At 50.9% G+C, this 22380-nt stretch carries 19 protein-coding genes and 1 tRNA gene; 7 read left to right on the top strand and 13 right to left on the bottom strand.

Annotated features, from left to right (window positions below):
- The first annotated feature begins 65 nt into the window (after positions 1 to 65).
- Positions 66 to 140, top strand: a tRNA-Arg gene (locus ACN28R_RS02955).
- Between the two features lie 168 nt (positions 141 to 308).
- Here ACN28R_RS02955 and ACN28R_RS02950 read toward each other — a convergent pair.
- From ACN28R_RS02950 to ACN28R_RS02935, 4 genes are all read right to left on the bottom strand, one after another.
- On the bottom strand, positions 309 to 1142 hold the full coding sequence (locus ACN28R_RS02950) for an ABC transporter ATP-binding protein (RefSeq protein ID WP_095833537.1): 834 nt from the start codon (positions 1140 to 1142) through the stop codon (positions 309 to 311).
- The gene (locus ACN28R_RS02945; protein ID WP_236840176.1) at positions 1133 to 1921 is read right to left on the bottom strand and encodes an ABC transporter permease; all 789 of its coding nucleotides are present in this window, start codon (positions 1919 to 1921) and stop codon (positions 1133 to 1135) included. Before ACN28R_RS02945 ends, ACN28R_RS02950 begins: the two co-directional genes overlap by 10 nt.
- A gap of 42 nt (positions 1922 to 1963) precedes the next feature.
- Entirely contained in the window at positions 1964 to 2923 is a 960-nt protein-coding gene (locus ACN28R_RS02940; RefSeq protein WP_095833536.1) for an ABC transporter substrate-binding protein, read from the bottom strand.
- Between the two features lie 62 nt (positions 2924 to 2985).
- A complete protein-coding gene (locus tag ACN28R_RS02935) occupies positions 2986 to 4584 on the bottom strand; it encodes a UbiD family decarboxylase (RefSeq protein WP_095833535.1) in 1599 nt (532 codons plus the stop codon).
- A gap of 813 nt (positions 4585 to 5397) precedes the next feature.
- On the opposite strand from ACN28R_RS02935, the gene ACN28R_RS02930 reads away from it, so the two are divergent.
- Complete coding sequence (locus tag ACN28R_RS02930; RefSeq protein WP_095833534.1) at positions 5398 to 5796, top strand: H-NS family histone-like protein; 399 nt, start codon at positions 5398 to 5400, stop codon at positions 5794 to 5796.
- Positions 5797 to 5874: 78 nt separating this feature from the next.
- Here the strand turns inward: ACN28R_RS02930 and ACN28R_RS02925 are convergent, their stop codons facing one another.
- The 3 genes from ACN28R_RS02925 to ACN28R_RS02915 all read right to left on the bottom strand — a co-directional run bounded on the left by ACN28R_RS02925 (position 5875) and on the right by ACN28R_RS02915 (position 8350).
- On the bottom strand, positions 5875 to 6357 hold the full coding sequence (locus ACN28R_RS02925) for a YjjA family protein (protein ID WP_048638043.1): 483 nt from the start codon (positions 6355 to 6357) through the stop codon (positions 5875 to 5877).
- Between the two features lie 825 nt (positions 6358 to 7182).
- A complete protein-coding gene (locus ACN28R_RS02920; RefSeq protein WP_048638042.1) occupies positions 7183 to 7368 on the bottom strand; it encodes a hypothetical protein in 186 nt (61 codons plus the stop codon).
- A 73-nt stretch (positions 7369 to 7441) separates the two neighbouring features.
- Complete coding sequence (locus tag ACN28R_RS02915) at positions 7442 to 8350, bottom strand: DUF808 family protein (RefSeq protein WP_048639849.1); 909 nt, start codon at positions 8348 to 8350, stop codon at positions 7442 to 7444.
- Positions 8351 to 8761: 411 nt separating this feature from the next.
- Here ACN28R_RS02915 and dalD point away from each other — a divergent pair, with 411 nt between their 5' ends.
- On the top strand, positions 8762 to 10168 hold the full coding sequence (gene dalD, locus ACN28R_RS02910; protein WP_095833533.1) for a D-arabinitol 4-dehydrogenase: 1407 nt from the start codon (positions 8762 to 8764) through the stop codon (positions 10166 to 10168).
- Between the two features lies 1 nt (position 10169).
- Positions 10170 to 10598 (top strand): SemiSWEET family sugar transporter, encoded by a 429-nt coding sequence (locus ACN28R_RS02905; RefSeq protein ID WP_095833532.1) that lies wholly within the window; start codon positions 10170 to 10172, stop codon positions 10596 to 10598.
- 561 nt (positions 10599 to 11159) lie between these two features.
- Here the strand turns inward: ACN28R_RS02905 and ACN28R_RS02900 are convergent.
- From ACN28R_RS02900 to ACN28R_RS02880, 5 genes are all read right to left on the bottom strand, one after another.
- The gene (locus ACN28R_RS02900) at positions 11160 to 12080 is read right to left on the bottom strand and encodes an amino acid ABC transporter substrate-binding protein (protein ID WP_220701137.1); all 921 of its coding nucleotides are present in this window, start codon (positions 12078 to 12080) and stop codon (positions 11160 to 11162) included.
- An 11-nt stretch (positions 12081 to 12091) separates the two neighbouring features.
- Complete coding sequence (locus tag ACN28R_RS02895) at positions 12092 to 12955, bottom strand: amino acid ABC transporter substrate-binding protein (protein ID WP_048638040.1); 864 nt, start codon at positions 12953 to 12955, stop codon at positions 12092 to 12094.
- 141 nt (positions 12956 to 13096) lie between these two features.
- The gene (locus tag ACN28R_RS02890; RefSeq protein ID WP_145957955.1) at positions 13097 to 15307 is read right to left on the bottom strand and encodes a bifunctional diguanylate cyclase/phosphodiesterase; all 2211 of its coding nucleotides are present in this window, start codon (positions 15305 to 15307) and stop codon (positions 13097 to 13099) included.
- 1055 nt (positions 15308 to 16362) lie between these two features.
- Entirely contained in the window at positions 16363 to 17745 is a 1383-nt protein-coding gene (gene dbpA, locus ACN28R_RS02885) for an ATP-dependent RNA helicase DbpA (protein WP_095833530.1), read from the bottom strand.
- 206 nt (positions 17746 to 17951) lie between these two features.
- Complete coding sequence (locus tag ACN28R_RS02880) at positions 17952 to 18449, bottom strand: YbaK/prolyl-tRNA synthetase associated domain-containing protein (protein ID WP_082153040.1); 498 nt, start codon at positions 18447 to 18449, stop codon at positions 17952 to 17954.
- Between the two features lie 363 nt (positions 18450 to 18812).
- On the opposite strand from ACN28R_RS02880, the gene ACN28R_RS02875 reads away from it, so the two are divergent.
- Entirely contained in the window at positions 18813 to 18872 is a 60-nt protein-coding gene (locus ACN28R_RS02875; RefSeq protein ID WP_349874647.1) for a membrane protein YpdK, read from the top strand.
- 167 nt (positions 18873 to 19039) lie between these two features.
- Here the strand turns inward: ACN28R_RS02875 and alaC are convergent, their stop codons facing one another.
- Positions 19040 to 20281 carry an alanine transaminase gene (gene alaC / locus ACN28R_RS02870; protein ID WP_095835705.1) on the bottom strand — a complete coding sequence of 414 codons (1242 nt, stop codon included), beginning with the start codon at positions 20279 to 20281 and terminating at the stop codon, positions 19040 to 19042.
- Between the two features lie 406 nt (positions 20282 to 20687).
- On the opposite strand from alaC, the gene ACN28R_RS02865 reads away from it, so the two are divergent.
- Together ACN28R_RS02865 and ACN28R_RS02860 are read left to right on the top strand one after the other, a co-directional pair.
- The gene (locus tag ACN28R_RS02865) at positions 20688 to 20831 is read left to right on the top strand and encodes a hypothetical protein (protein ID WP_183096828.1); all 144 of its coding nucleotides are present in this window, start codon (positions 20688 to 20690) and stop codon (positions 20829 to 20831) included.
- Between the two features lie 69 nt (positions 20832 to 20900).
- Positions 20901 to 22364 (top strand): coniferyl aldehyde dehydrogenase, encoded by a 1464-nt coding sequence (locus tag ACN28R_RS02860; protein WP_095833529.1) that lies wholly within the window; start codon positions 20901 to 20903, stop codon positions 22362 to 22364.
- Positions 22365 to 22380 lie beyond the last annotated feature (16 nt).

The raw sequence follows: 22380 nt of genomic DNA, 5'->3' as shown, positions 1-22380 counted from the left end.
TTTAAGCAAACAAACCGTTAAGTGCTTATTCTCCGGGTCAAAATGAGTATAATGACCCGCGCCAAGTCCCCGTAGTTAAACGGATATAACAAGCCCCTCCTAAGGGCTAGTTACTGGTTCGATTCCAGTCGGGGACACCAAAATATTCTATTCATACCGCCAAAATCACCTTTATCTTACTGATTTTAAATTACAATCTGGCACCCTGCCATTTTGCATTACCTCACTGAATTTATGTTCCTGCCAGGATCCGCAGAGATGGCGATATCGCCGCCAATCAGGCGGCCGGATTGCGTCGGCCGATGGATTCAGGCAGGCATCGCCAAATGTGACCAGATGGCCTCCGTGAGTTGAATAAAGGACGGGTTGCCGCGCAGGGAGCGCAGTTGGCGCGGTCTCGGTAAGGTCACGTTGTAATCGGCGATAACGCTTGCCGGACGGGCGCTGAAAACAATCACCCGGTCAGCGAGCGCCACGGCCTCCTCAATATCGTGGGTGACAAAGATGATAGAACGACGTTCCGCTTCCCATAACCTGAGCAGTTCCCTGCCCATGGCGATCTTGGTCTGGTAATCAAGCGCGCCAAAAGGCTCGTCCATCAGCATCAAAGACGGCTGATAAGCCAGCAGGCGTCCCAGTGAAACACGCTGGCGCATTCCACCGGAAAGCTGATGCGGCCAGGCATTTTCAAAACCGTCCAGACCCAAGAGTTTTATCAGCGCGGCAATGCGATCGTCCCGCTCTTGCGCCGGCATATCGCCAAGCTCGGCGCCGATGCGGATATTGCCGCTCACTGTCCGCCAGGGCAAAAGCGCATCTTTCTGGAACATAAAACCCACGCCGGGCGGTGTGCTGGTCACGGGTTTTCCATCCACGATGGCAACGCCCCCCGAAGGCTTAAGCAACCCGCAAAGCGCACGCAGGATCGTTGATTTTCCGCACCCGCTCGGGCCGACGATAGCAACGAACTCGCCTTCCGATACCGTCAACGAAATACCAGAAATAACATTGAGCATCGCGCCGTCCGGCAGAGGGAATGTCACCCTGAGATCCCGCAACTGCGCACGATACGGCTGGTCCGGCTGCGGCAGGGAATCCGTCAGCGCCTTAGCGGATAGATTCATATTGGTCATTAGCGCCATCGGATTACCCTCTTTTCAATGAAGCCGATCAGGTAATTGGCCAGCATAGCCAAAAGCATGAGCACAACCAGCCCGCTGAATACCCCTGTCGTGTCCAATTGGCCGCCGGAGCTTTCAATGTACCACCCCAGCCCCCGATTAGAGCCAATCAGCTCACCCACCACGGCGCCAATCAGCGCAAGGCCGACGCCGATACGAAAAGAAGCCAGAATCCACGGTACAACCGCGGGGAAAAGCACGTTTCGGGCGATATATATCCGACCGGCGCGCATCGACTTCATTAAATCGAGTTGGTCGGGATCAATCGTTCTGATGCCTTCCATCACATTGAGAATGAAGATGAAAATCACCATCGTGAACGACATGGTGATTTTGGAAAACAGGCCGATGCCGAACCAGAGAATGAAAAGCGGCGCCAGCGCCACCCGCGGCAAACCATAGAGCCCCATGATGATAGGATCCAGGAGGCGCGCAAGCCGCGGCGCGCAGGCAAGCCCAATACCGGCGGGCACGCCGACGACCGCCGCGAGCAGAAGACCGGCAGCGGCCTCCAGCAGCGTCGTGGAAGTATGCATCCACAGATGACCGCCGGCCGCCAGTTCAAACAGACGCTCCGCAATCATACTGGGGCGGCTGCCCCAGAAGGGATTGTACAAATGATAAGAGGCAAGCTCCCAGAGCAAAAGCAGAACGAGGATCAGCGCCGCCTGAGGAACGACTGCCGAATGCCACAGGATCTGCCGCCGAACAGGTAAACCCGTATTGCTGTTCTTAATCATGATGAGCCTTGGTCAAGGTAATGAAAAACATCGGCCCCTCTCTTAGGGATGATCTTTGATGGTGATATCCTCGTAGGAAGAGACCTTCTCATCGGGATTTACCGTCCGGGCAATCTCGCCAAGCACGGTGTAGCTTTCCGGTGAAAGCACGCCGTCGGTCGAAAGATAGCCGGAGGTGACGTCAGTGATAATCTGCTGGATCAGCGCCTCATCTTTAACCTCGGGAAACATCTCCTTCAGGGCTTTCGTCAGCACATGAGGATTCTGGTGAATGATCGCCAGCGCCTTTTTGATTGCGCGGGCAAGTCTGGCGGCCTTATCCGGATTTTTCTCCAGCCAGACGTTAGTCACGATCAAACCTTGCGAGGGGTAGGCCAGCGTGCGGTAATCTTCCAGGATTTTGAACTTGCCGCCGTCGGCAAGGGTGATCTGAATATCGGGCGTGGTAAACATGCCGGCGGAGATCGCGCCGGACTGAATGGCGGCCCGCTGCGCACTGGCGCGGCCAACGGCGATGAGGCTAAAGTCCTTATCGGGATCAAGACCGATTTTCCGAATGGCGTAACGGATCGTGGTATCCGTCAGGCTGCCCGCGGAAGTAATACCGATATTCCGGCCTTTTAAATCAGCAAGACGCTTAGCGGATGATCCCGTGTCAGACAGCAAAGCATAGCTGTGGCGATCGGCCAAAGATACCAGCACTTTCCCCCCCAATCCCCGCTCCTGAAGGCGAACCGCATGCTCGACCGCACAGATGCACGCATCGACGCTGCCGGAGGCAAGCGCCTGAATGGCTGGGCCGCCGCCTTTGAAATCGAAACGTTCATAGGAGAGTCCCTCTTCTTTAAGGAAACCTTCCTGTTCGGCAACGATGACCGGCAACGAAGCCGCCGATGTCTGGGCGGCGCCGATCTTGATGACGGTTTCCTGGGCAAAGGCGGTCGAAAACAGTCCGCTTATGGCAACCAGTCCCCCAATAAGTATTGAGCGTTTCGTTATCATAATATTTCCCCGAAGGTGAAAGAGCCTGATGTTGACGGCCAATAAAGATCAATAGATGGTGTTTACTGCGGAAACTGGACGGCAAATTTTGAACCTCGCTCGCACATCCTCCCGCGTGAATCCTGCCAAAGCCGTTCCATGCTATGCAATTTGCCCAACGCGCGAGCAATGGTTTCGAAATTATATTGCGAGAAGGTATCCGCTATTTCGGTGTAAAAACGCGGCGCTATTTGAATCACCGCCATGATCTCATCGGCTACGGCGTCAATATCCGTATCGTCCGCCGTAGCGCCGCTCGCGTCCGCTTTTCCTGCGATATACGCCTGTAACAGCGCGCTATCAGCATAGGCGTAAGCGATGCGTTCGAATCGTTCTTTCGGGATCCCCTCGGAAATGGTCGCGTCGATGCCCAGTTTTGCCGTCGTCGGCACCACGCCGGGCGGCATCACCGGCAGGCTGGGATCAAGCGGTTTACCTCTTGCGCCGCTGATGACGACAAGATCTTTGTCAGCCTGAACGCGAGTGGCGATTGCCCATTCGACATCCACCGGATTAAAGACATCAATATCATCATCAACCACGACAACATGTTTAAGATCCATGACCGAGAGCGCGGCAAGTAAGGCGTTTTTCCCCTCCCCCGCCTGCTTTCTGATGGAAATAACGGCGTGCCAGAATGCGCACCCGCCTAACGTTACGTTGATATCCTTGACCGCCACACCTGCGGTTTTCAGCGCCTGGCGGATTTGGGTGTAACGCGTAGGCGCGGCAAGCCAGGTATTCTCCCACGGCATGTGCAGCGCATAATAGATGGCGTCTTTGCGTCTGCGGATCGCTTTTACCCGCACGATCGGATTCCAGTGAAGGCCGCCCATCAGCCGGGTAAACTCGCCAAAACGACCTTCAGGGTAGATCCATCCCGTTGGCAGGATTTCCGCTTCAATGACGATTTCCGCGTCCGCGATGCAGGGAACATCGATCAAACGACCCGGCGCAAGCGCGACAGGCGCGTTGCGCAGCCCGCCCGCAATCGCCATTTCGTCGACGCCTAACGGCGCACGAAAACCCGATCCCATAATTTCATAAGGATGCGTACCTATCGAAATGGAAATGGGACAGGGTTTGCCGGCCTCAAACGCACGCTGTGCGAAAAGCCGCATGTTGTTTGGGGTAACGAGATCGATACCGGTAAGATTTTTTTCTTTGACGATAAAGCGGTAAATGCCTGAATTAAGGCCGAACTCCGGATCGCGGGCAATCACCACGCCCGCAGTGATCATCGGGCCGCCGTCATAGATCGAACTCATGGGAATCGGCAGTTTATACAGATCGATACCGTCCCCTTCAAGGAACACTTCCTCTATTGGCGACGTATCTACCTGTTTCGGCGGGATTGGGTTATCAATCGCTTTTTTGAGCTTTGCCTCAATCTCCGAATAGGCATTGCACCCCATCGACATGATGACGCGTTTCTGGGAACGAATAATACCGGAGACAACAGGGATATCGTAGCCGATGACATCATGAAACATGATGGCTTTATCGGACTGATCGACCAATGTCGCAATATGGCGAATATCTATCGGCTGCCTGAAATCAATGAGTTCATCCTCATTTCTCAGCCGTTCGATAAACTGCCGAAAAGATTCATTATCCTTCATCGTTAACCTTTATCACGTTAATTTGGGTACGAATTAGTCTGATATACCCAATAGATTTCGAGATGCAGAACAAAACGTTGTCGTGTTGAGCAACACAAACGTTGGCCCTTTACGGGAGAGGCTCCGAAATGAGCCGAGTAATAAGAACAGCCAACGCGCCTGCAACTTGAAAGACGACGGGTATAAATATCTCTGTCCCGGCATCCGTGGCAGTATCAACGTCCTGACTGATATATGTCGGCGGAATCACCATCAAGGTGGCGCGCGTCCAATCTTTCAGCAGAGAATTAAACAAAGAGGTCATAAAAAAACATATCGATATAACATTGGCAACTGAGAAAAAAAACTATCTATAGATAAATTGCATATAGACTGAGACTCTCAGAACGGAAGTAAAGGTAACGATTGTTATATTTTACATATCAGACATTTATTTTTAAAATATTTAATATACGTTAAAAAAATGAATCAATGAAATAATCCAGCACGTAAAATATAAAACCATTCGACATCAAAAAGGCTTTGGATTGATAAAATCGCCAACCGATAAACATTTACAATCAGGCACACCTGAGGATATATTTCCCCCGTTGGCTATACCCGCTGCTTCCTCTTACCGGCGTCTTCATATCACCGTCGGATTTTCTGAAATCATTCTCGGCAAGACGCCCGTGCAAAGTATAACCCTGTAGAGGGAAGGAGCAGATTTCTGTTATCATAAAATTTTATGTATATATCGGCATAACACCTTCGTTTTATCATAAAATATCTTGTATGCTATTTATGTCTCTTCAACCATCAGGATGGAAACAAATGACTGAAGCCTTCAAAGTACTAAACAATATTCGTATATTACGAGCCCAGGCCCGCGAGATCTCTTTGGAAACCCTGGAAGAAATACTGGAAAAACTTACCGCTATTGTTGAAGATCGCCGTGAAGAAGAATCCAAGATCCAACAAGAGCAGGCTGAACGTCAGGCAAAAATCGAAGCCTTACGCGCCAAGCTACTGGAAGATGGTATCGATCCGGCTGAACTATTAGACGGTATAAAACCTAAAGCAAATAAAGCGAAACGTGCGCCTCGTCCCGCCAAATACAAATATATTGATGAGAATGGCGATGAAAAAACCTGGACGGGTCAAGGCCGTACGCCAAAAGCCATTACGGCCGCGCTTGAAAGCGGCAAGACGCTGGAAGAGTTTGAGATCTGATTCTTACGCGATAGAACCAGCGGATATAAAAGCAGAAGGGCCAATCAATTGGCCCTTAAACCTTAAAGAGGAAAATGATCAGGAAATAAAATTCACACCCTGTTTTAATACCAGATCACAGGCTTTAGTTTTAACTTTTTCAGCCAACGGCGTATTCCCGATACTATTCAGATTCAACTGTTTGCCGTCGCTGGTATTCAGCAGGCCGGCCAACCCTTGAGTATAATCGGTCTGTTGTTGTTGCTCCTGCTGAGAAGTCAGACCCAGCTTATCCAACAATTGGTTTTTAACGTTTTCCGTACTGGTTGTCGAAACCAATTTTTGTTGCACACAATATTGCAGGATCCCTGCCGCGTTATTCATGTTGCCAGCGCTCAGCGTTTCATTGCCGCCATTGAGCAAACCCGTTAACCCACTCAGACTTCCAGACGAAGAATTATTCTGCCCCAATTGACCGATAGCACTGGAAAGCGAGTCCTGTAAACTTGCAGCCTGAACGTAGCCTGTCATCATAAGGGTTGCCAAACCAATGATATTCACTACGCCTCTGATTGATTTCATAACACTCTTACTCTCTATTTAATCTGACATACAGGGGAAATACAGCGTAGTATATAGCGTCAATCGCAACCAGATCTCTTGGTCCGTTTGACTGAAAATTAAGAATAATTACATGGCGGTTTATTCCACCAGCGTGATGTAATTTTCCCCAAACCAGGTGACGAATAAAGCCAGCGGCGCCCCAACAGTCAGAAACATTGAGAGACGATTCGGCGTTAATTACTTCAAGTCTCATTTTCATCTTGCATTAGCCACCCAGTGTTTCATCGTCCATTCGCAACCCCGTATACCGTGAAAAAAACAATCGGCAATAAACACGTTGATTATAGGTTCTTAACTCCCCTCGCCTAAACACGCAAACGTTAAACTCTGTTGTTTATTCCATATCAATAACCCGTTGCGATAGATGCCGGTAGACCATTTGCGATCTTTATTTTATCCTCATGCCCTGCATTGTTATTCAATGCAGGGCTCATTGATCACCCGCCGTTAACATTGGTTGAGTTCGATGCCGGCCCTAACGTAACAACGATGAGTAAACCGGCGATCGCTTTTATCATTGTCGCCGTAAGAGGGTTTAGGCAGCCATTCTGGCTGATTAGCCAAACATGATTTAAGGAAGAGGAAGCGCTTTGAGGCTTACGGTTATATTTATTGCCATTGTCGCCCTATTGACCGGTGTGTTTATGTACATGAGAGATACCGCGCCGCTTCCATGGTGACAAAAGCGGCATTGTGGGCATTTCCTTCGCTGTATAAGAAGAAATGGTGCCCACAAAGCACATCGTACAGGCGTTACTACTCACTCGGACGTATCCGACGGTATCACGCTTTATCCGTTTTTTTCTCAAACAACGCCCGCTTGATAAACTCCATCTTTCCCGTCTGGCGCCTCAACTCAAGTATGCGTAAAGCGTCATAGACTTCGTCATCAAGAAAACCGTTCTGTTTCAGCAGATTAACATCATCATTGAGCTGTGAGATTTCTTCTTTGGTAATATCCGGCCTCATTCTATCCCCCTTTTAGTTAACTACGCTCATCAGAATCGCCAAATTCCGTAGGAAGTCAGGTCAGAAAGCGTTTTTATTTCTTGCTCCGTAAACGGGAAATCAAACTCACCACCAACAACACGATAGCGCCGACGATAAAGCCAATCACCAGATTTGCCAGATTGGCGATCAGCACGGCGGTAAAGCCGCCGAATCGCGCATCGAAATCGCTAACCGTATGATGTAGCAGCGGCACGCCGTGCACCACGATACCGCCACCCACTAAAAACATCGCCAACGTACCGACAACGGAGAGAAATTTCATCAGTAAAGGCGCCAGCACCAGCAGCCCGGCCCCTATCTTTTTGGCAATAGCAGAAGCCTGCTGTTCCAGCCACATGCCCACATCGTCGAGCTTAACAATGCCGGCCACAATACCGTACACGCCAACGGTGACCAGAAGCGCAACGCCAGCCAACACCACAACCTGATTAAGCAGCGGCGCATTGGACACAATACCCAGCGTAATGGCGACAATCTCCGCGGAGAGAATGAAGTCAGTACGAATCGCGCCTTTTACTTTATCGTTCTCATAAGAGGATGCGTCAGCCTGAGCCGCCGCCAGCAATCGCTGTTGTCGGGCCTCCGGCGTTTTCTCCTCCTTACCGTGACGCAGCGTATGCATCACTTTCTCCACGCCTTCGTAACACAGGTAGGCGCCGCCAACCATCAGTAAAGGCGTAATCGCCCAAGGAATAAATGCGCTGATAAGCAGTGCTACCGGCACCAGAAACACCTTATTGAGCAAGGAACCTTTTGCAACACGCCAAACAACGGGTAATTCGCGGTTTGCTTTAACGCCGCTTACCTGTTGGGCGTTCAGTGATAAGTCATCCCCCAAGACACCGGCTGTCTTCTTAACGGCCATTTTCCCCATGACGGAAATATCATCCAGCAGCGTGGCGATATCATCCAGAAGCGTCAATAAACTTGCTCCAGCCAAAGTGTTGTTCCCCATTGATCCATATTATGTTAGCGGCAAGGACAAGCCTGCGTTCCAGAAAACCATCATAGCTGGAATCGCTAAATATTCCCATTTACCCTCACCGTTACCCATTGTCTCCCGGCGCCATGTCCGTGGCGGGCGAAATCGCGCTCAGCGCATAGAAAAACAAAACTATATGTTTAAAATCAATTTGTTATCTAAACGCCTATGCCATTGAATCGACAACGCAGTGTATCCGGCTAAAAAACGCACTCTTTGTGGAAGTATAGGTCATTTATTCTTCAAAACATGTTTAAAAACCGACTGTTAGATTACTAACTTATTAATAATCATTATATTTTTATTATCACAAAAAAAATGTTAACCTTAACAGTGGATAAATAATCTCCAATGGAGTAAGGATAAAGTTTGCCTATACCGACAAAAAATACTTCAACTTGGCTGCACCTTGGTGCAGGCGCATTTTTCCGGGCGCATCAGGCCTGGTATCTCAATCAATTGCGACGACAGGGTGACAACCATTGGCATATGGCGTTATCCAACATCCGCAATAGCTCCACTCAAAAAACACTGCAACAGCTCAAATCCCAGAACGGCCTCTATACACTCGAAACAATCTCTCCTGAAGGAGAGCGCAGCTATGAAACCATTGACGCAGTCGATCAGATCCTGCTGTGGGATAGCCGTCTCGCTTCAACCGTCGCCGTAGGGGCAGCCCCAAGCACTGAAATTATTTCTTTCACCGTTACCGAAGGCGGATACTTCCTGGATGACGACGGTCACCTTGATTTATCTCATCCCGCCATAAAGGCCGACCTTCGCGATGAAGGTGAAATAAATACTTTATATGGAGCGCTGACGCTGATTCTGACCGCTCGCCAACGGCAAAAAAGCGGCCCGGTCACCCTGCTCTGCTGCGATAACCTGAGCCAGAACGGCGACAGTTTCTCTCAGGGTATGCGTGAATTTCTGGCGGCGAAACAACGTTCGGATCTGATTGACTGGATGGCGGAGCAAACGGCCGCGCCAAACAGCATGGTCGATCGCATCACGCCGAAATTTGACGATTCGCTTTATGAACGCATAGCGCAGCAAGGCATTACCGGTGATGCCGCGCCCTTGTCTTGCGAAAGTTTTGCCCGCTGGGTGATTGAAGATCGCTTTGCCGGTAAACGCCCCGCGCTGGAACAGGTTGGCGTCGAATTTGTTGACGACGTTACGCCGGTCGAAGAAGCTAAAATTCGCCTGCTCAATGCCAGCCACAGCGGCATCGCCTGGGCCGGAGCATTGCAGGGTAAACGCTATATCGATGAAAGCCTGCCTCAATACGTGACGGACTGGATCCGCGATTACGTCCTGCAAGATGTCGGCCCGGCGCTGCAACAGCGAGGCATCGATCTCGATCTGCCGGCTGAATGCGACAGCGTGCTCGCGCGTTTTGGTAATCGTTGGGTTCGCGATACCGTCGCTCGCGTGTCATCCGATAGCATCGCCAAGTTACATGGTTTTATCGTTCCAACCCTGAAGGATTGTTACCGCCAGGGGAACACGCCGCAGGCAACGCTGCGTTTACCCGCGCTGTTTTTTCTGTTTCTGCAGCGGTATCACAATAACGCGTTGCCGTTCAGTTACGAAGATCGCGCGATTGACAGCATTGATGTGGAAAGTATTTTCACCGCGGATGACCCGCTGGCCGCATTTGCTGACCAATCCGCATTATTCGGCATGGTTCGTCGTCAAAAAAACTTTACCGACCATTTGCGCGCGGCTGTTGATGAGGTTGAAACCACCTTCCATGCCTTAAAGGGGGAATAACATGAAAAAGCATTTGATGATTGTGTCGGGAACATTTATCGCCGCGGCACTGTCGATAGGGGTTCTTTATCGCTGGCCGATCGCGTTGGGAACACTGGCGGCATGGGTAACCACCGGTTCTTTCTTTTTGCAGGTGGTTCACATTATTCGTAATAAAGATACCACCGGTATCTCGCTGGGCATGTATGCGTCCTTGTTCTTCGGGGTTTCCTGCTGGACCGCTTACGGGTTTAATATACAGGACATTCCGGTAATGACGGCCAATGGCATTACCATGTTACTGGCCGTGGTGGTTATTGCGCTAAAACTGTACAACGAACGCGAGATCAAACCGCGCAAACTCCGTAAAATAAAAACCGCGCCTTTATCGTCGACGCCGCCCCAAAATCATTTGTCCGCCGCTGGCGTACTTAAAAGTAAGCAGGTTTGAATCAACAACGACCCTAAGCTGAAGCCGTAAACATTAAACGAGAAGACACAGCAAACCCGTTAGCCCCCGATGCCATGAAAACACCCGCTCTAAGCGGGTGTCAACCCATTGACAAAGCCCCTAATATATCTCTGCTATCCTTCACAGCCCCAGCGCTGTCATTCCCGCAGTAGTAGGCGGGAATCTCCTGCTGAAACCGTAAACAGCCATTGGCTGATTCCCGCCTACGCGGGAATGACGGGTTTGGGAAGGTTTGTCATCAACCTCGTGTCAACCCATTGACAACGTTGCGTTGGGCCGGTCGTCATTATGCAAGGCAAAGAGGCAACGCGCTTTTTTAACTGTCGCCGCCATATACCGGGAATTGACCGCACAATGCCAGAGCCGCATCGCGAACGCATACCTGCACGGCCTCATCCTGCGGAGCATCGAGCGAATCAGCAATCAGATTAGCCAACAGGCGCGACTCCTTTTCGCCAAATCCCCGCGTGGTAATAGCCGGCGTACCGATACGAATACCGCTGGTAACGGTCGCTTTCTGCGTATCACCGGGGATGGCGTTTATTCCGCACCGACGGTGTCGGCCGTCAAAAAAACCCGCCTCAATTTTTCACTCAATGGATAATTGAGGTTGATCTGAATACCGGGAAGCGGCTTAGTAAACCAGCGATCGTAAATCTCATAGATCTCATCGCTGGCGTAAATCTGTCGCAGCGCGTCGTTAACCGCATGGTGGAACTCTTCATCGTCGCGGCGCATCATAAAGCCGTATTTCGCGTCGTCGTCGATGACTTCATCGGATATATCGTAATCCTGCGGGTTGGGCGTGCGGGCGATCATGGCTCGCAGCAATATATCGTCCATAGCAAAGGCGGAAACCTGCTCCTGGCTAACCATATCAAAGGCTTTCTGTATGGTATCCGTGACCACGGCGGAAAGATTCAGCTTCATTTCCCGGTTGATCCGATTGATTTGACTGGCATTGATCGTCCCTAGGACAATGCTGATGCTCCGGCCTCGCAGGCTCTCCAGCGTATGCAAATTGTTTTTACGCAAGGAAACGTAGCGGGTGCCCACCATAAAGTAGCTGAGAGAGAATGCCACATTGCGGCGCCGTTCCTCTGACGAGTTGGTACTGGTCACACATTCAATATCGATAGCGCCATTACTGACCTGCTGTATTCGATTGGCCGGTGTCCGAAACACATACTCGATGTCGAGTTTGTCCATTCCAAGTCTTATTCTGAGCGCCTCAGAGATACGTTTGCATAAATCGATCGAATAACCAACCACCCTGTCCTCCGGGCCGACATAGGAAAACGGCGGTTCATCGCCATAGCCAATGCGGATGGTCCCGGTCTGACGGATCCGATCAAGCGTGGAACTCATTCCGGACGCCCGCGACAAATCGCTTCCCGTAACCCCGACAATAAACAAGACAATAAGAAAATGACGCAAACGTTTGTGATATCCGGACATCATCCATCTCTCCTTTAGTCGAGGTACTCTTCCGGCTGCGCCAGAACCGCCTTAAGGCTTTCCGGCATGGGGAAGCGAAGATTGACGCCATCCGGCGGGATCGGGGAAAGAAACCATTTGTCATAAATGGCATTTATTTCACCCTGGGCGAAAATATGACGCAGTTCCGCATTCACGACCTGTTTGAAGATCGGCTCTCCCGGCGGCATCAGAATGCCATAGGGTTCAGGACGGCTTAAATAGTCTTCTGAAAGAACGAAATCGGATGGATTGGCGGAAGAAGCCACCAGCCCCGCCAACAGAATATCATCCATGACGAAGGCCGAGACGCTGCCATTCGCCACCAGTTCAAAGGCGTCTTTATTCAGTTTTTTCAGTACCACGGAAATATTAAGCTTCATGCGCGTGTTCGCTGCGTTCAACTGCTCAAAGTTGACCGTGCCGCTGCTCGCCGAGACGCTGCGTCCCGCCAAATCGGCAATTTTTTTGATGCCGGTACGCTTCAACGCAACAAAGCGAGTCGAGGTGACAAAATGGGGATAGGTAAATTCGGCCATTTTCCGTCTTTCGCGATTATTCGTCGTTGCGGCGCACTCCAGATCGATCCCGTGATTACGGATAAGGAGAAAACGCGTCGCCGTTGTCACCGGGATAAAAATAATCTGTATATCATCCCTATTCAGATACCTTTTTATTCCCTCCACCACACGCAGGCAGAGATCGACCGAATAACCGACAGCGTGACCGTCCACCGAGTAGGAAAACGGCGGCTCATCAACCCGGTGGCCTATTTTGATCGTTTTGCTCTGGGCGATTCTTGTCAGCGCGTCATCCATTGGTTCGATAGCAAACGCCGACTGCAACGGCAATGACAGCATAATGGCAATGATAACGCCTCGCCTGGAGCTTGCCTGACAAGCGTGATATGCGCGATTGAAAATGCGTGACGCGACCTTATAGGTTATCCGTGCATATCCATTTATTCGGTTTTGCAAGCCATTCAATAAATACCGCATAGTTCAACCTATTATTGCTGTTACCGGTAGCGCTTCACCTATTTGGTGACCCTGTGCATATTGACACCCTGCATCACGTAACAGATCCAATTGCCGTTCGGTTTCAACACCTTCCGCAACGCATTCCATTCCCAGTTGATTCACCAAGCTGATGATGCCGCTCACAATAACGCGCTTCGATTCGCTCTCTTCCAGGTCGGCGACCAACCCCTTGTCCAGCTTGACCCGGGAGAAAGGAAAATCGGCAAGGCAGTCCAGCGATGAATAGCCGGTACCCAAATCATCCAGCGCAATAGAAATTCCCATGGATTGTATCTGCTGCAACACGGGTAACGCGCTTCGACGATCCAGCAAAATAGATTCCGTTATCTCAAGCTCAATACGCGAAGCGGGCAATCCGCTTTTCTCCAGCGCATCGGCCAGAGTATCGGTTAGTCCGGGATGGTGAATCTGAATACCCGATATATTCACCGAAACGCATTGATGTTCGGAAAAATGCAGCATGGCATCGGCGCAAGCCTGCTGGATAACCCACTCGCCCAGTTTAATAATCAGCCCGGTTTTCTCCGCCAGCGTAATAAACATATCCGGCATCAGCAATTCCCGGGCGTCATGACGCCAGCGAACCAACGCCTCATAACCGACAATGGCATTGTCCGACAGTCTTATCAGCGGCTGATAATAAAGTTCAAACTCCTTGCGGGACATCGCGCCTTCAATATCCAGTTCTTTGATATCCTGAACCGAACTCGGCATGACCATCCCATATTCAAAATAGTGATAATTATTTCGACCGGCGCTTTTAGACGCGTAAAGCGCCACATCCGCATTCTTCATCAGGCTATGCGATGTCTCGCCATGCAGCGGCGCACTGGCGATACCGATGCTGATCCCAACGCAAAACTCATACCCTTGACAGTAAAAAGGCGCCGATATTGCCGAGATCACTTTCTCCGCCAACTGTCGCGCCTCCTGTATTGGTTTTCCCTTAACCTGTTGGATCAGCGCGAACTCATCCCCTCCCAGCCGGGCAACAATATCCTCATTACCGATCAATAAGGAAATTCGCTCGCTGACATTAATCAGCAGCGCATCCCCCACCGGGTGACCGTAGGTATCGTTGACGCTTTTGAAATAATCGAGATCGAGCAGCATCAAATTAAAATGCGCGTTTTTAGATTTCAGCATGGCGATTGAATTTTCCAACGCCCCACTGAAAAAAGTACGATTGGGAAGGCCGGTCAGATGATCGTGGTGAGCCATGTATTCCATTTTTCGCGCGGTATCTTTGATCTGTTGCAGGTGCTCTCGTTCCACCATGGCCTGCCGCAGTTTTTCGATGGCGAAGGCCAAATGGCCGATTTCATCATTTCTTTGCTGGAGCGGCGTAACATTAGCGGTATCGCCATGCGCAATGCGTGTCAGAGCCTGAATCAGCGTCGGTACCGAGTGAAAAAATTGCCGCATGAGCAGACTGATAATCACCCCCGTCACCAGCAACACAACCCATAGTCCGATAAGCGAATTGCGTAGCAAGGTATCGTGGATACGGTAAAGCTCATGCTTTTCGCCGATACTGCTCACCACGGCGCCAAGCAACTTCCCTGTCGGCGTCAGAATAGGCAGAACACTGGCAAAATAGGTTTTACCCTCAATACGGACAAAACCAGCGAAAGTGCTCATCAGCGCATCCGGCGCGGCCAGTTCGCGATCCTCCAGTTTCAGAACGTCACCCCCGCGATTGCCGCTTGCATCCGTGATACTGGCAAATCCCTCTTTTTCACGATAGTGGAACAGCCAAACGCGATTATTGGTCTGCATGGCAATCAGGGAAAGGACATCGACAGGATTAAACCCGGTTTGCAGAATAGACTCGTCATCGCCCAGAAAATTTTCCGTCACGATGCCCGTGACCAGCCCGGCTTCATCCATACGGGCAACGACCGACGTATATATGCTTCGGACGAGATAACTCATGATGTGGGCATTGGTGTCAGCCTGGCGTCGCCACTGTTCCTGCGAGTTTTTATCGACGATAAACCACCCCGCCACCGCGCCTACGCCATATGAAAAAAGAATACCGATGAGAAGGAATAACGTCACTCGCCCTAAAATCGAACGGTGCCAACCTTGCCGACGATACAGGGGAACAGAACCTTTTCCCTCCGGTGCTTGTTCGTCTAATTCCTCAGTTACTCTGGTCCGAGATATCATCAGCCAAAACTCTTCATCCGTTACAAATGTTTGTGTATTTGAGAGTGAAATATATTGCAGCAAAAAAAACAAAAAGAGCACGAACGTTCAAAGAAGAAAAAATCTGGAGCTTCCATCTATTATTAATCGGGTAAGGGACTATTTTTTATCTCCTTTCCCTATTAGACTCCCACGTTATTCGCTTGACTAAATAGCGCTTGATTCGGCCTGAGGCAGGAAAGCGTGGTCAAACCTGCTCCTGAAGATTCATATGACTGCCGTTTTATTTCCCAAATAAACCCATAAAATATAGTCACTTAGAAAATAAATGATAATTAATATAGTAGAATGCTCATATCCCTCTCCCTTTTATACCACTAAAAATAAGGTCTACAACCCATTATCTGAAAGAAGTTATTGTTATGGCAGAAAGAAAATGCAACGTTAAAGCGACGCGTTATTATATTTACAATACCTATTTGGAATAAAATAATAAATAAACAAATTAAAAGACGCTAAATTATTATTCCAGCTTAATAAAACGGATGTTTTTTAAACACAATCAAATAATAACACACCTATCGTGCGTGGTTTAATAGGCAGCACAAGTTACTCTTGTGAATACCTTGCTTGTCCTTGATCTCTTTAAATAATAATTTATGCCAGCGCCTTCCCTCCCCTCAAGCGTAATAGGCCGATTCCCATGGTGCCCCGCCTAAAAGCCGGTTTTTCCCAGCCTACCACACAACATCTAATTTGTATCAGTATTATTATTCACCTATCTTTTTCACGTGGCTACGGCATTGACCTTCCGCGTTTATCCGTTCTGACCCTTGGATGTGCGCCATCTGCGCCGAAAACCGCCCAGGATGGGCGCCATCTCAGAAAATCATTATCAACCTATTCAATTTTTTTACCGTTTTAGCCGCTTAGAGTCAATGCGTTAGTATTCTTGCTGTTTCCTCTTACTGGGCGAAATATCGATTTGCGCTTCGGGGCGATGGGATGATGGGATGATGGGATGATAGCGGACACCCGTTCAGGCCTACCGGATCCTGAACGGTATTGTGCAACATTTACTTCAACAGTCTTACTTTACAGTTCTTCCCTTTGATTTTTCCCTGCTGTAGCTGTTTGAGCGCCCGCTTCGCGCTGGCTTTACGAATAGCGACATAGGCATGAACCGGGAACATATCGATTTTACCGACTTCCGCCGCCGTTAAACCGGCCTCTCCCGTTAGCGCGCCGAGAATATCACCCGGACGGATTTTGGCTTTGCGGCCGCCATCAATACACAGCGTCATCATTTCCGGCTCCAGCGAGGCCACTTCACTCCGGCCAAGCCCGGCCGCCGACGCCCAGTTAATACGCATCCCCAGATAATCTTCCAACAGATGGGCTCGGCTCATTTCCTGCGGCGTACACAGACTGACGGCAAGCCCTTCCATACCCGCGCGGCCGGTTCGGCCGATACGGTGAACATGCACTTCGGGATCGAAAGCCAGCTCAAAATTCACCACCAATTCCAGATCTTTAATATCCAGTCCTCGGGCCGCGACATCCGTGGCGACCAGCACGCGGCAGCTATGGTTAGCGAAACGCACCAGCACCTGATCGCGATCGCGTTGCTCCAAATCGCCGTGCAGCGCCAGTACGCTTATGCCACGCGCGTCCAATTCGTCAAAAACGCTTTGGCAATCCCGCTTGGTGTTACAAAACACCACACAGGACGCGGGCTGGTGGTGGCTTAATAGGGAAATCAGCAACGGCAGGCGCTGCTCTTTGCTGGTTTCATAAAAACGCTGTTCAATAACAGGTTGATCATCGTTATCGGAGACTTCAACATTTAATGGCTGACGCTGCACACGCGCGCTGATTTTTTCAATTTCAGTCGGATAGGTAGCGGAAAATAGCAACGTCTGACGCTGAGACGGCGTATAACCGATCACATCGTCAATTGCTTCACTGAATCCCATATCCAGCATGCGATCGGCTTCATCCAGCACCAGCACTTTCAGGGCATCCAGCGATAGCGACTGTCTGCGCAGGTGATCCTGAATCCGCCCTGGCGTGCCAACCACAATATGCGGCGCATGAACCAAGGAGTCGATCTGATGCCCCAGCGGCTGACCGCCGCACAGGGTAAGGATCTTGATATTCTGCGTAAAACGCGCCAAACGGCGCAGCTCTTTGCTCACCTGATCGGCCAGTTCCCGCGTCGGACACAGCACCAGCGCCTGGGTAGTGAATTCCCCGACCACAATATGATTGAGCAAACCGATACCAAACGCGGCCGTTTTGCCACTTCCGGTTTTCGCTTTGGCGCGAACATCGGCGCCGCCCAGAATCGCGGGCAACGTCGCGGCCTGTACCGGCGTCATGGCGGTATAGCCCAGTTCGTCAAGGTTGGATAACTGCTCGGTCGGCAGCGGGAGGGAAGAAAAAGAGGTTGTGCTCACAATGATTACTCTTATTACCAAAGGCAACATAAGAAAGGCGACGCCGATTCAGCGAACCGGCGCGTGATTTGCGGCCATAATAACAGAGATGATCGCTATTGCCCGATTTACATGACGTGCGGGGATGAAAATATCAAGGAGCGGCCGTGTTTCCAGACGTCACTCCGACCGGGATAATATGCGCCAGGCTCCAAGGTAAACTCGCCTCACGCTTCCGGCTGACGAATGAAAGGCAGTAAACGCGGTTGTGCGATACGTTGATAATCTTGCGTATTCAGAATCACCGAGCATTCAAGCGAACCCGCGTTGAATGCCAGTTCATCAAAACGGGTAAACAGGAGCGGATCGGCTACCAGTAATAGCGCCGAATGGAAGCTGAACGGCGGAATGGCGCCGAACACACAGTGAGTCAAATCATCCACTTCCTGCGGGCTGGCAAGCGAAGCGCGACTCCCGCCAATACCTTTAGCCAGACGCGATAAGTCCGCCTGTTGGTCCGCAGGTAAAACCGCCAGAACATGCTGACGCACGCCATTGCCTTTTACATGACACACCAAGGCCTTCGCCCCTTGGCCGAGTTGGGTTCCCCTGAGTTTCGCCACTTCTTCGGAACGCCCCGCGCTGGCATGCGTCACCACCCGGTAACGCGCCTGCCGTTGATCCAACAGCGCGCGCAGTTGCTGATAAATATCGTTAGATTTCATTGTGTTTTCTGTAATCCTTGCGTGTTGCATCATCAACGGACAGCCTAAAACAAATTCTATTTCAGCGCCGCCTTGCCGTACATTGACTTTTACATCACGACGCCTGAACGCAGCGAACGCTTTTTAATGCTATTTCTATAAATATAGTATCGAAGACCACTTGAATTATGCCCCTCACTCGGCGTAGATTGAGCGCCGATCCCGTCATAACTGGTGTGAGCCCTGGTGATGACAATGGGGAAAACGTTTATCCGATTGCGCAGTGCAAACGGTACAGCGTTTTCCCTTCCATAATAAAACGCACAATCGGGATCGTTGCTGGCGTGTTTTCTTCTGGAGAATATATCGGTGAAGTATTTTTTTATGGGTATCTCATTCTGTCTGGTTGTTTGGATGAGTACTTTTATGTTGATGGTTGAGTAACCCATTATTTGTCCGACAGGGAAACACCAAGTATTCGGGCAAAGATGTAGATGCACACATAAGCGAAAGCCGTGCAGCAAATCACAAATCAGCCGATTCAGGCGTCAGAAACGGGTTGAAAGCAGCGTCTCTTTCAGCCCGTTTTTCATTTATGTTGGAACAACGACTTAGACAGCGGAAGCCTTACCCGCGGAAGATTTCGACGGCGGCAAAATACCATCCGCACGGAACATCGATTTAATACCACGAACGGCTTGACGGATACGATCCTGATTTTCAATCAGCGCGAAACGCACATGCGTATCGCCATAATCGCCAAACCCGATCCCCGGCGACACGCACACTTTCGCGTCAGACAGCAGGCGCTTGGCGAACTCCAGCGATCCCAAATGGGCATAGGCATCCGGAATTTTAGCCCAGACATACATTGACGCTTTCGGCTCATCCACCATCCAGCCGGCTTCGTGCAACCCGCGAACCAGTACGTTGCGGCGCTGGCGATATTGCTCCGCAATATCCAGCACGCACTGCTGATCGCCCTCCAGCGCGGCAATCGCCGCTACCTGAAGCGGCGTAAAGGTACCGTAGTCGTGATAGCTTTTGATACGCGCCAGCGCGCTGACCAGTTCCGGATTTCCCACCATGAATCCAATCCGCCAACCGGCCATATTGTAGCTTTTCGACAGCGTGAAAAACTCGACCGCAATATCCTTGGCGCCGGGCACCTGCAGAATCGACGGCGCTTTCCAGCCATCATAAACAATATCGGCATACGCCAGATCGTGAACCACCAGCACGCCGTATTGTTTCGCCAGAGCGACCACCCGTTCAAAGAAATCCAGTTCGACGCACTGCGCCGTAGGGTTGGATGGGAAACCCAGGATCATCATTTTCGGTTTAGGAATACTTTCGCAGATCGCCCGTTCCAGTTCATTAAAGAAATCCACGCCTTCAACCAGCGGCACAGAGCGAACCTGGGCTCCGGCGATCACCGCGCCATATATGTGAATCGGATAACTTGGGTTCGGCACCAGTACGGTATCGCCATGATCCAACGTTGCCAGCATCAAATGCGCCAGCCCCTCTTTGGATCCAATCGTAACGATCGCTTCGCTTTCCGGATCGATCTCCACCTGATAGCGATCGGCATACCAGCGCGAAATCGCCCGGCGCAAACGCGGGATCCCTCGGGATGTCGAGTAACCGTGCGTATCTTCACGCTGGGCCACCGTACACAGTTTTTCTACGATATGCGGCGGCGTTGGGCCATCCGGGTTACCCATGCTGAAATCGATAATGTCTTCACCACGGTGACGGGCGGCCATTTTCAATTCAGAAGTAATATTAAAGACATAGGGGGGAAGACGATCGATGCGCGTAAAGTGGCGCGAAGAAGTAGAATCAGCCATAACATCCTCGAAGTAACGTAAGCGCCCGGACCGTCCGAGCGACGCCTGGGTTCGGTTTACGAACCCGTGACCCAAACTATCCCAGATTCGGGAATCTGTCGAGACAACGCCGCATAAATTTTTTCCGGCGCGCGGATCGGATAACCCCGTCACATTTTGCGCCATCGCTTGGCGGCGGATGGCGTGCCGCAGCGCGCCGATAGCCGCTTCCATCGTGTTCATCCGCCATTGCACGTATTGAGGGAAATAATATGCCGTGAAAACGCGCTTATAAAAATAGATATTTCCTTACACATAAACCGTCGAAGCCTGTGAGATCTGCCACACCGATGCATTTACGGTGGAATAGGGTTTTGCCGGCTTAACCTAAGGTATGGTCACCGGATCGCCAAGCGAATTCGAGACTATGCTCAACTTCAACCTGCCGCAAAATATCCGTGCCAAAATCGAGACGATAACCCTGGAACAGGCGGCGGAAGGATACGTGAAAATGATGCGTAGCGAAGCCCGTTTCCGCATGGTCATGACGATAGGGGAGCAGGCTGGATAAGACTTCACCGAACAGGCTTGTCCCTTTATTATCGTGAATAACCCTGAATATTGATAAGAGGCGATCATCATGGCAAATCAAACACCACCAGCAGCGCTAATCGTGAATAACCGCTCGGCATCGTATGAGGATTTTACTCAGTTACTGGCGTCGCTCAAAAAGCATAATCGCAGTTTCCCCCCTTCCGCCGCGGAACGGCAGGATCGTCTGCTGCGCGCGATCCGCCTGCTAAAGCAGAACAAAGAGGCTTTCGCAGCGGCTTACAGCAAGGACTTTGGTTTCAGAAGCCCGATGAATACCCTGATTTCCGATATACTGGGATCGGTTGCCGCGCTGCAACACGCTCATGACCATTTAACCGCCTGGATGGAAAGCGAAACGCGCGTCTCGCCTTTTCCTGATACCCAGGCCTCTATCGACTACCGCCCGCTTGGCGTCGTCGGCATCATCAGTCCGTGGAATTTCCCGCTGGTGCTAACCTTTGGGCCGCTGGCGGATGTTATCGCCGCGGGCAACAGCGCCGTACTCAAGCCCTCCAGCACGACGCCGAACGGCTCCGCCCTGCTCTGCCAACTGATTGCCGAACACTTTTCCCCGGAAGAGATCTCGACGGTACAGGGCCGCAGCGCCGGAACCTTCTTCTCCGCGCAGCCGTTCGATCATTTGGTGTTTACCGGCAGCACGGCGACCGGTAAACAGATCATGTCAGCCGCGGCAGAAAATCTGACCCCGGTTACGCTGGAGCTTGGCGGCAAATCACCGGTCATCATCTCTGAAAGCAGCGATCTGCGTCAGGCTGTCGAACGGATTCTGACGGTGAAGACCTTTAATGCCGGCCAGATCTGTATTTCACCGGATTACGTCTTGGTGCCCCAACATAAAATTGAGGAATTCGTCGCACATGCACAGGCGTTTATCGCATCATCCTATCCGACGCTAAAGGACAATCCGGATTACACCGCCATCATCAATGCGAAGGAATTCAACCGCCTGCACGGGCTTGTCAAAGAAGCAGCCAGTCTGGGCGCAGAGGTCTTCGAGCTCAACCCGGCCAATGAAAACCTGGACAGTGAAGCACAACATAAAATGGCGCCTACGCTATTAGTGAACGTTCCAGATTCGGCGCTTGCGATGCGGGAAGAGATCTTCGGCCCGGTTCTGCCCGTACAAGGCTATTCCACCTATGACGAATGCATCGATACCATCAATCGTATGCCGCGACCGCTGGCCGCCTATTATTTCGGCCGCGATCGGGCTGAAATCGACCAGTTACGTGAGCATACCCTCTCCGGCGCGCTGGTGATAAACGACGCCCTATCCCATGTTCTGGTCCATGATATTCCCTTCGGCGGCGTCGGGGCATCAGGCACGGGCGCCTATCACGGTATAGAAGGCTTTAAACGTTTTAGCCACGCACGTCCGCTATTCATCCAGAGCGAAGAAGGCCACTCCAATCTCCCTATGCGTACGCCATACGGGAACGAGACCAGAGCCTTTGTGGATGAACAGCTCGACCGTATGGGGAACGAGTAATCCGACGGAGGCGTAA

Origin of the sequence: Brenneria goodwinii (assembly GCF_002291445.1) — a bacterium.
Lineage (GTDB): Bacteria > Pseudomonadota > Gammaproteobacteria > Enterobacterales > Enterobacteriaceae > Brenneria > Brenneria goodwinii.
This window is presented reverse-complemented; position numbering and strand designations above follow the sequence as displayed.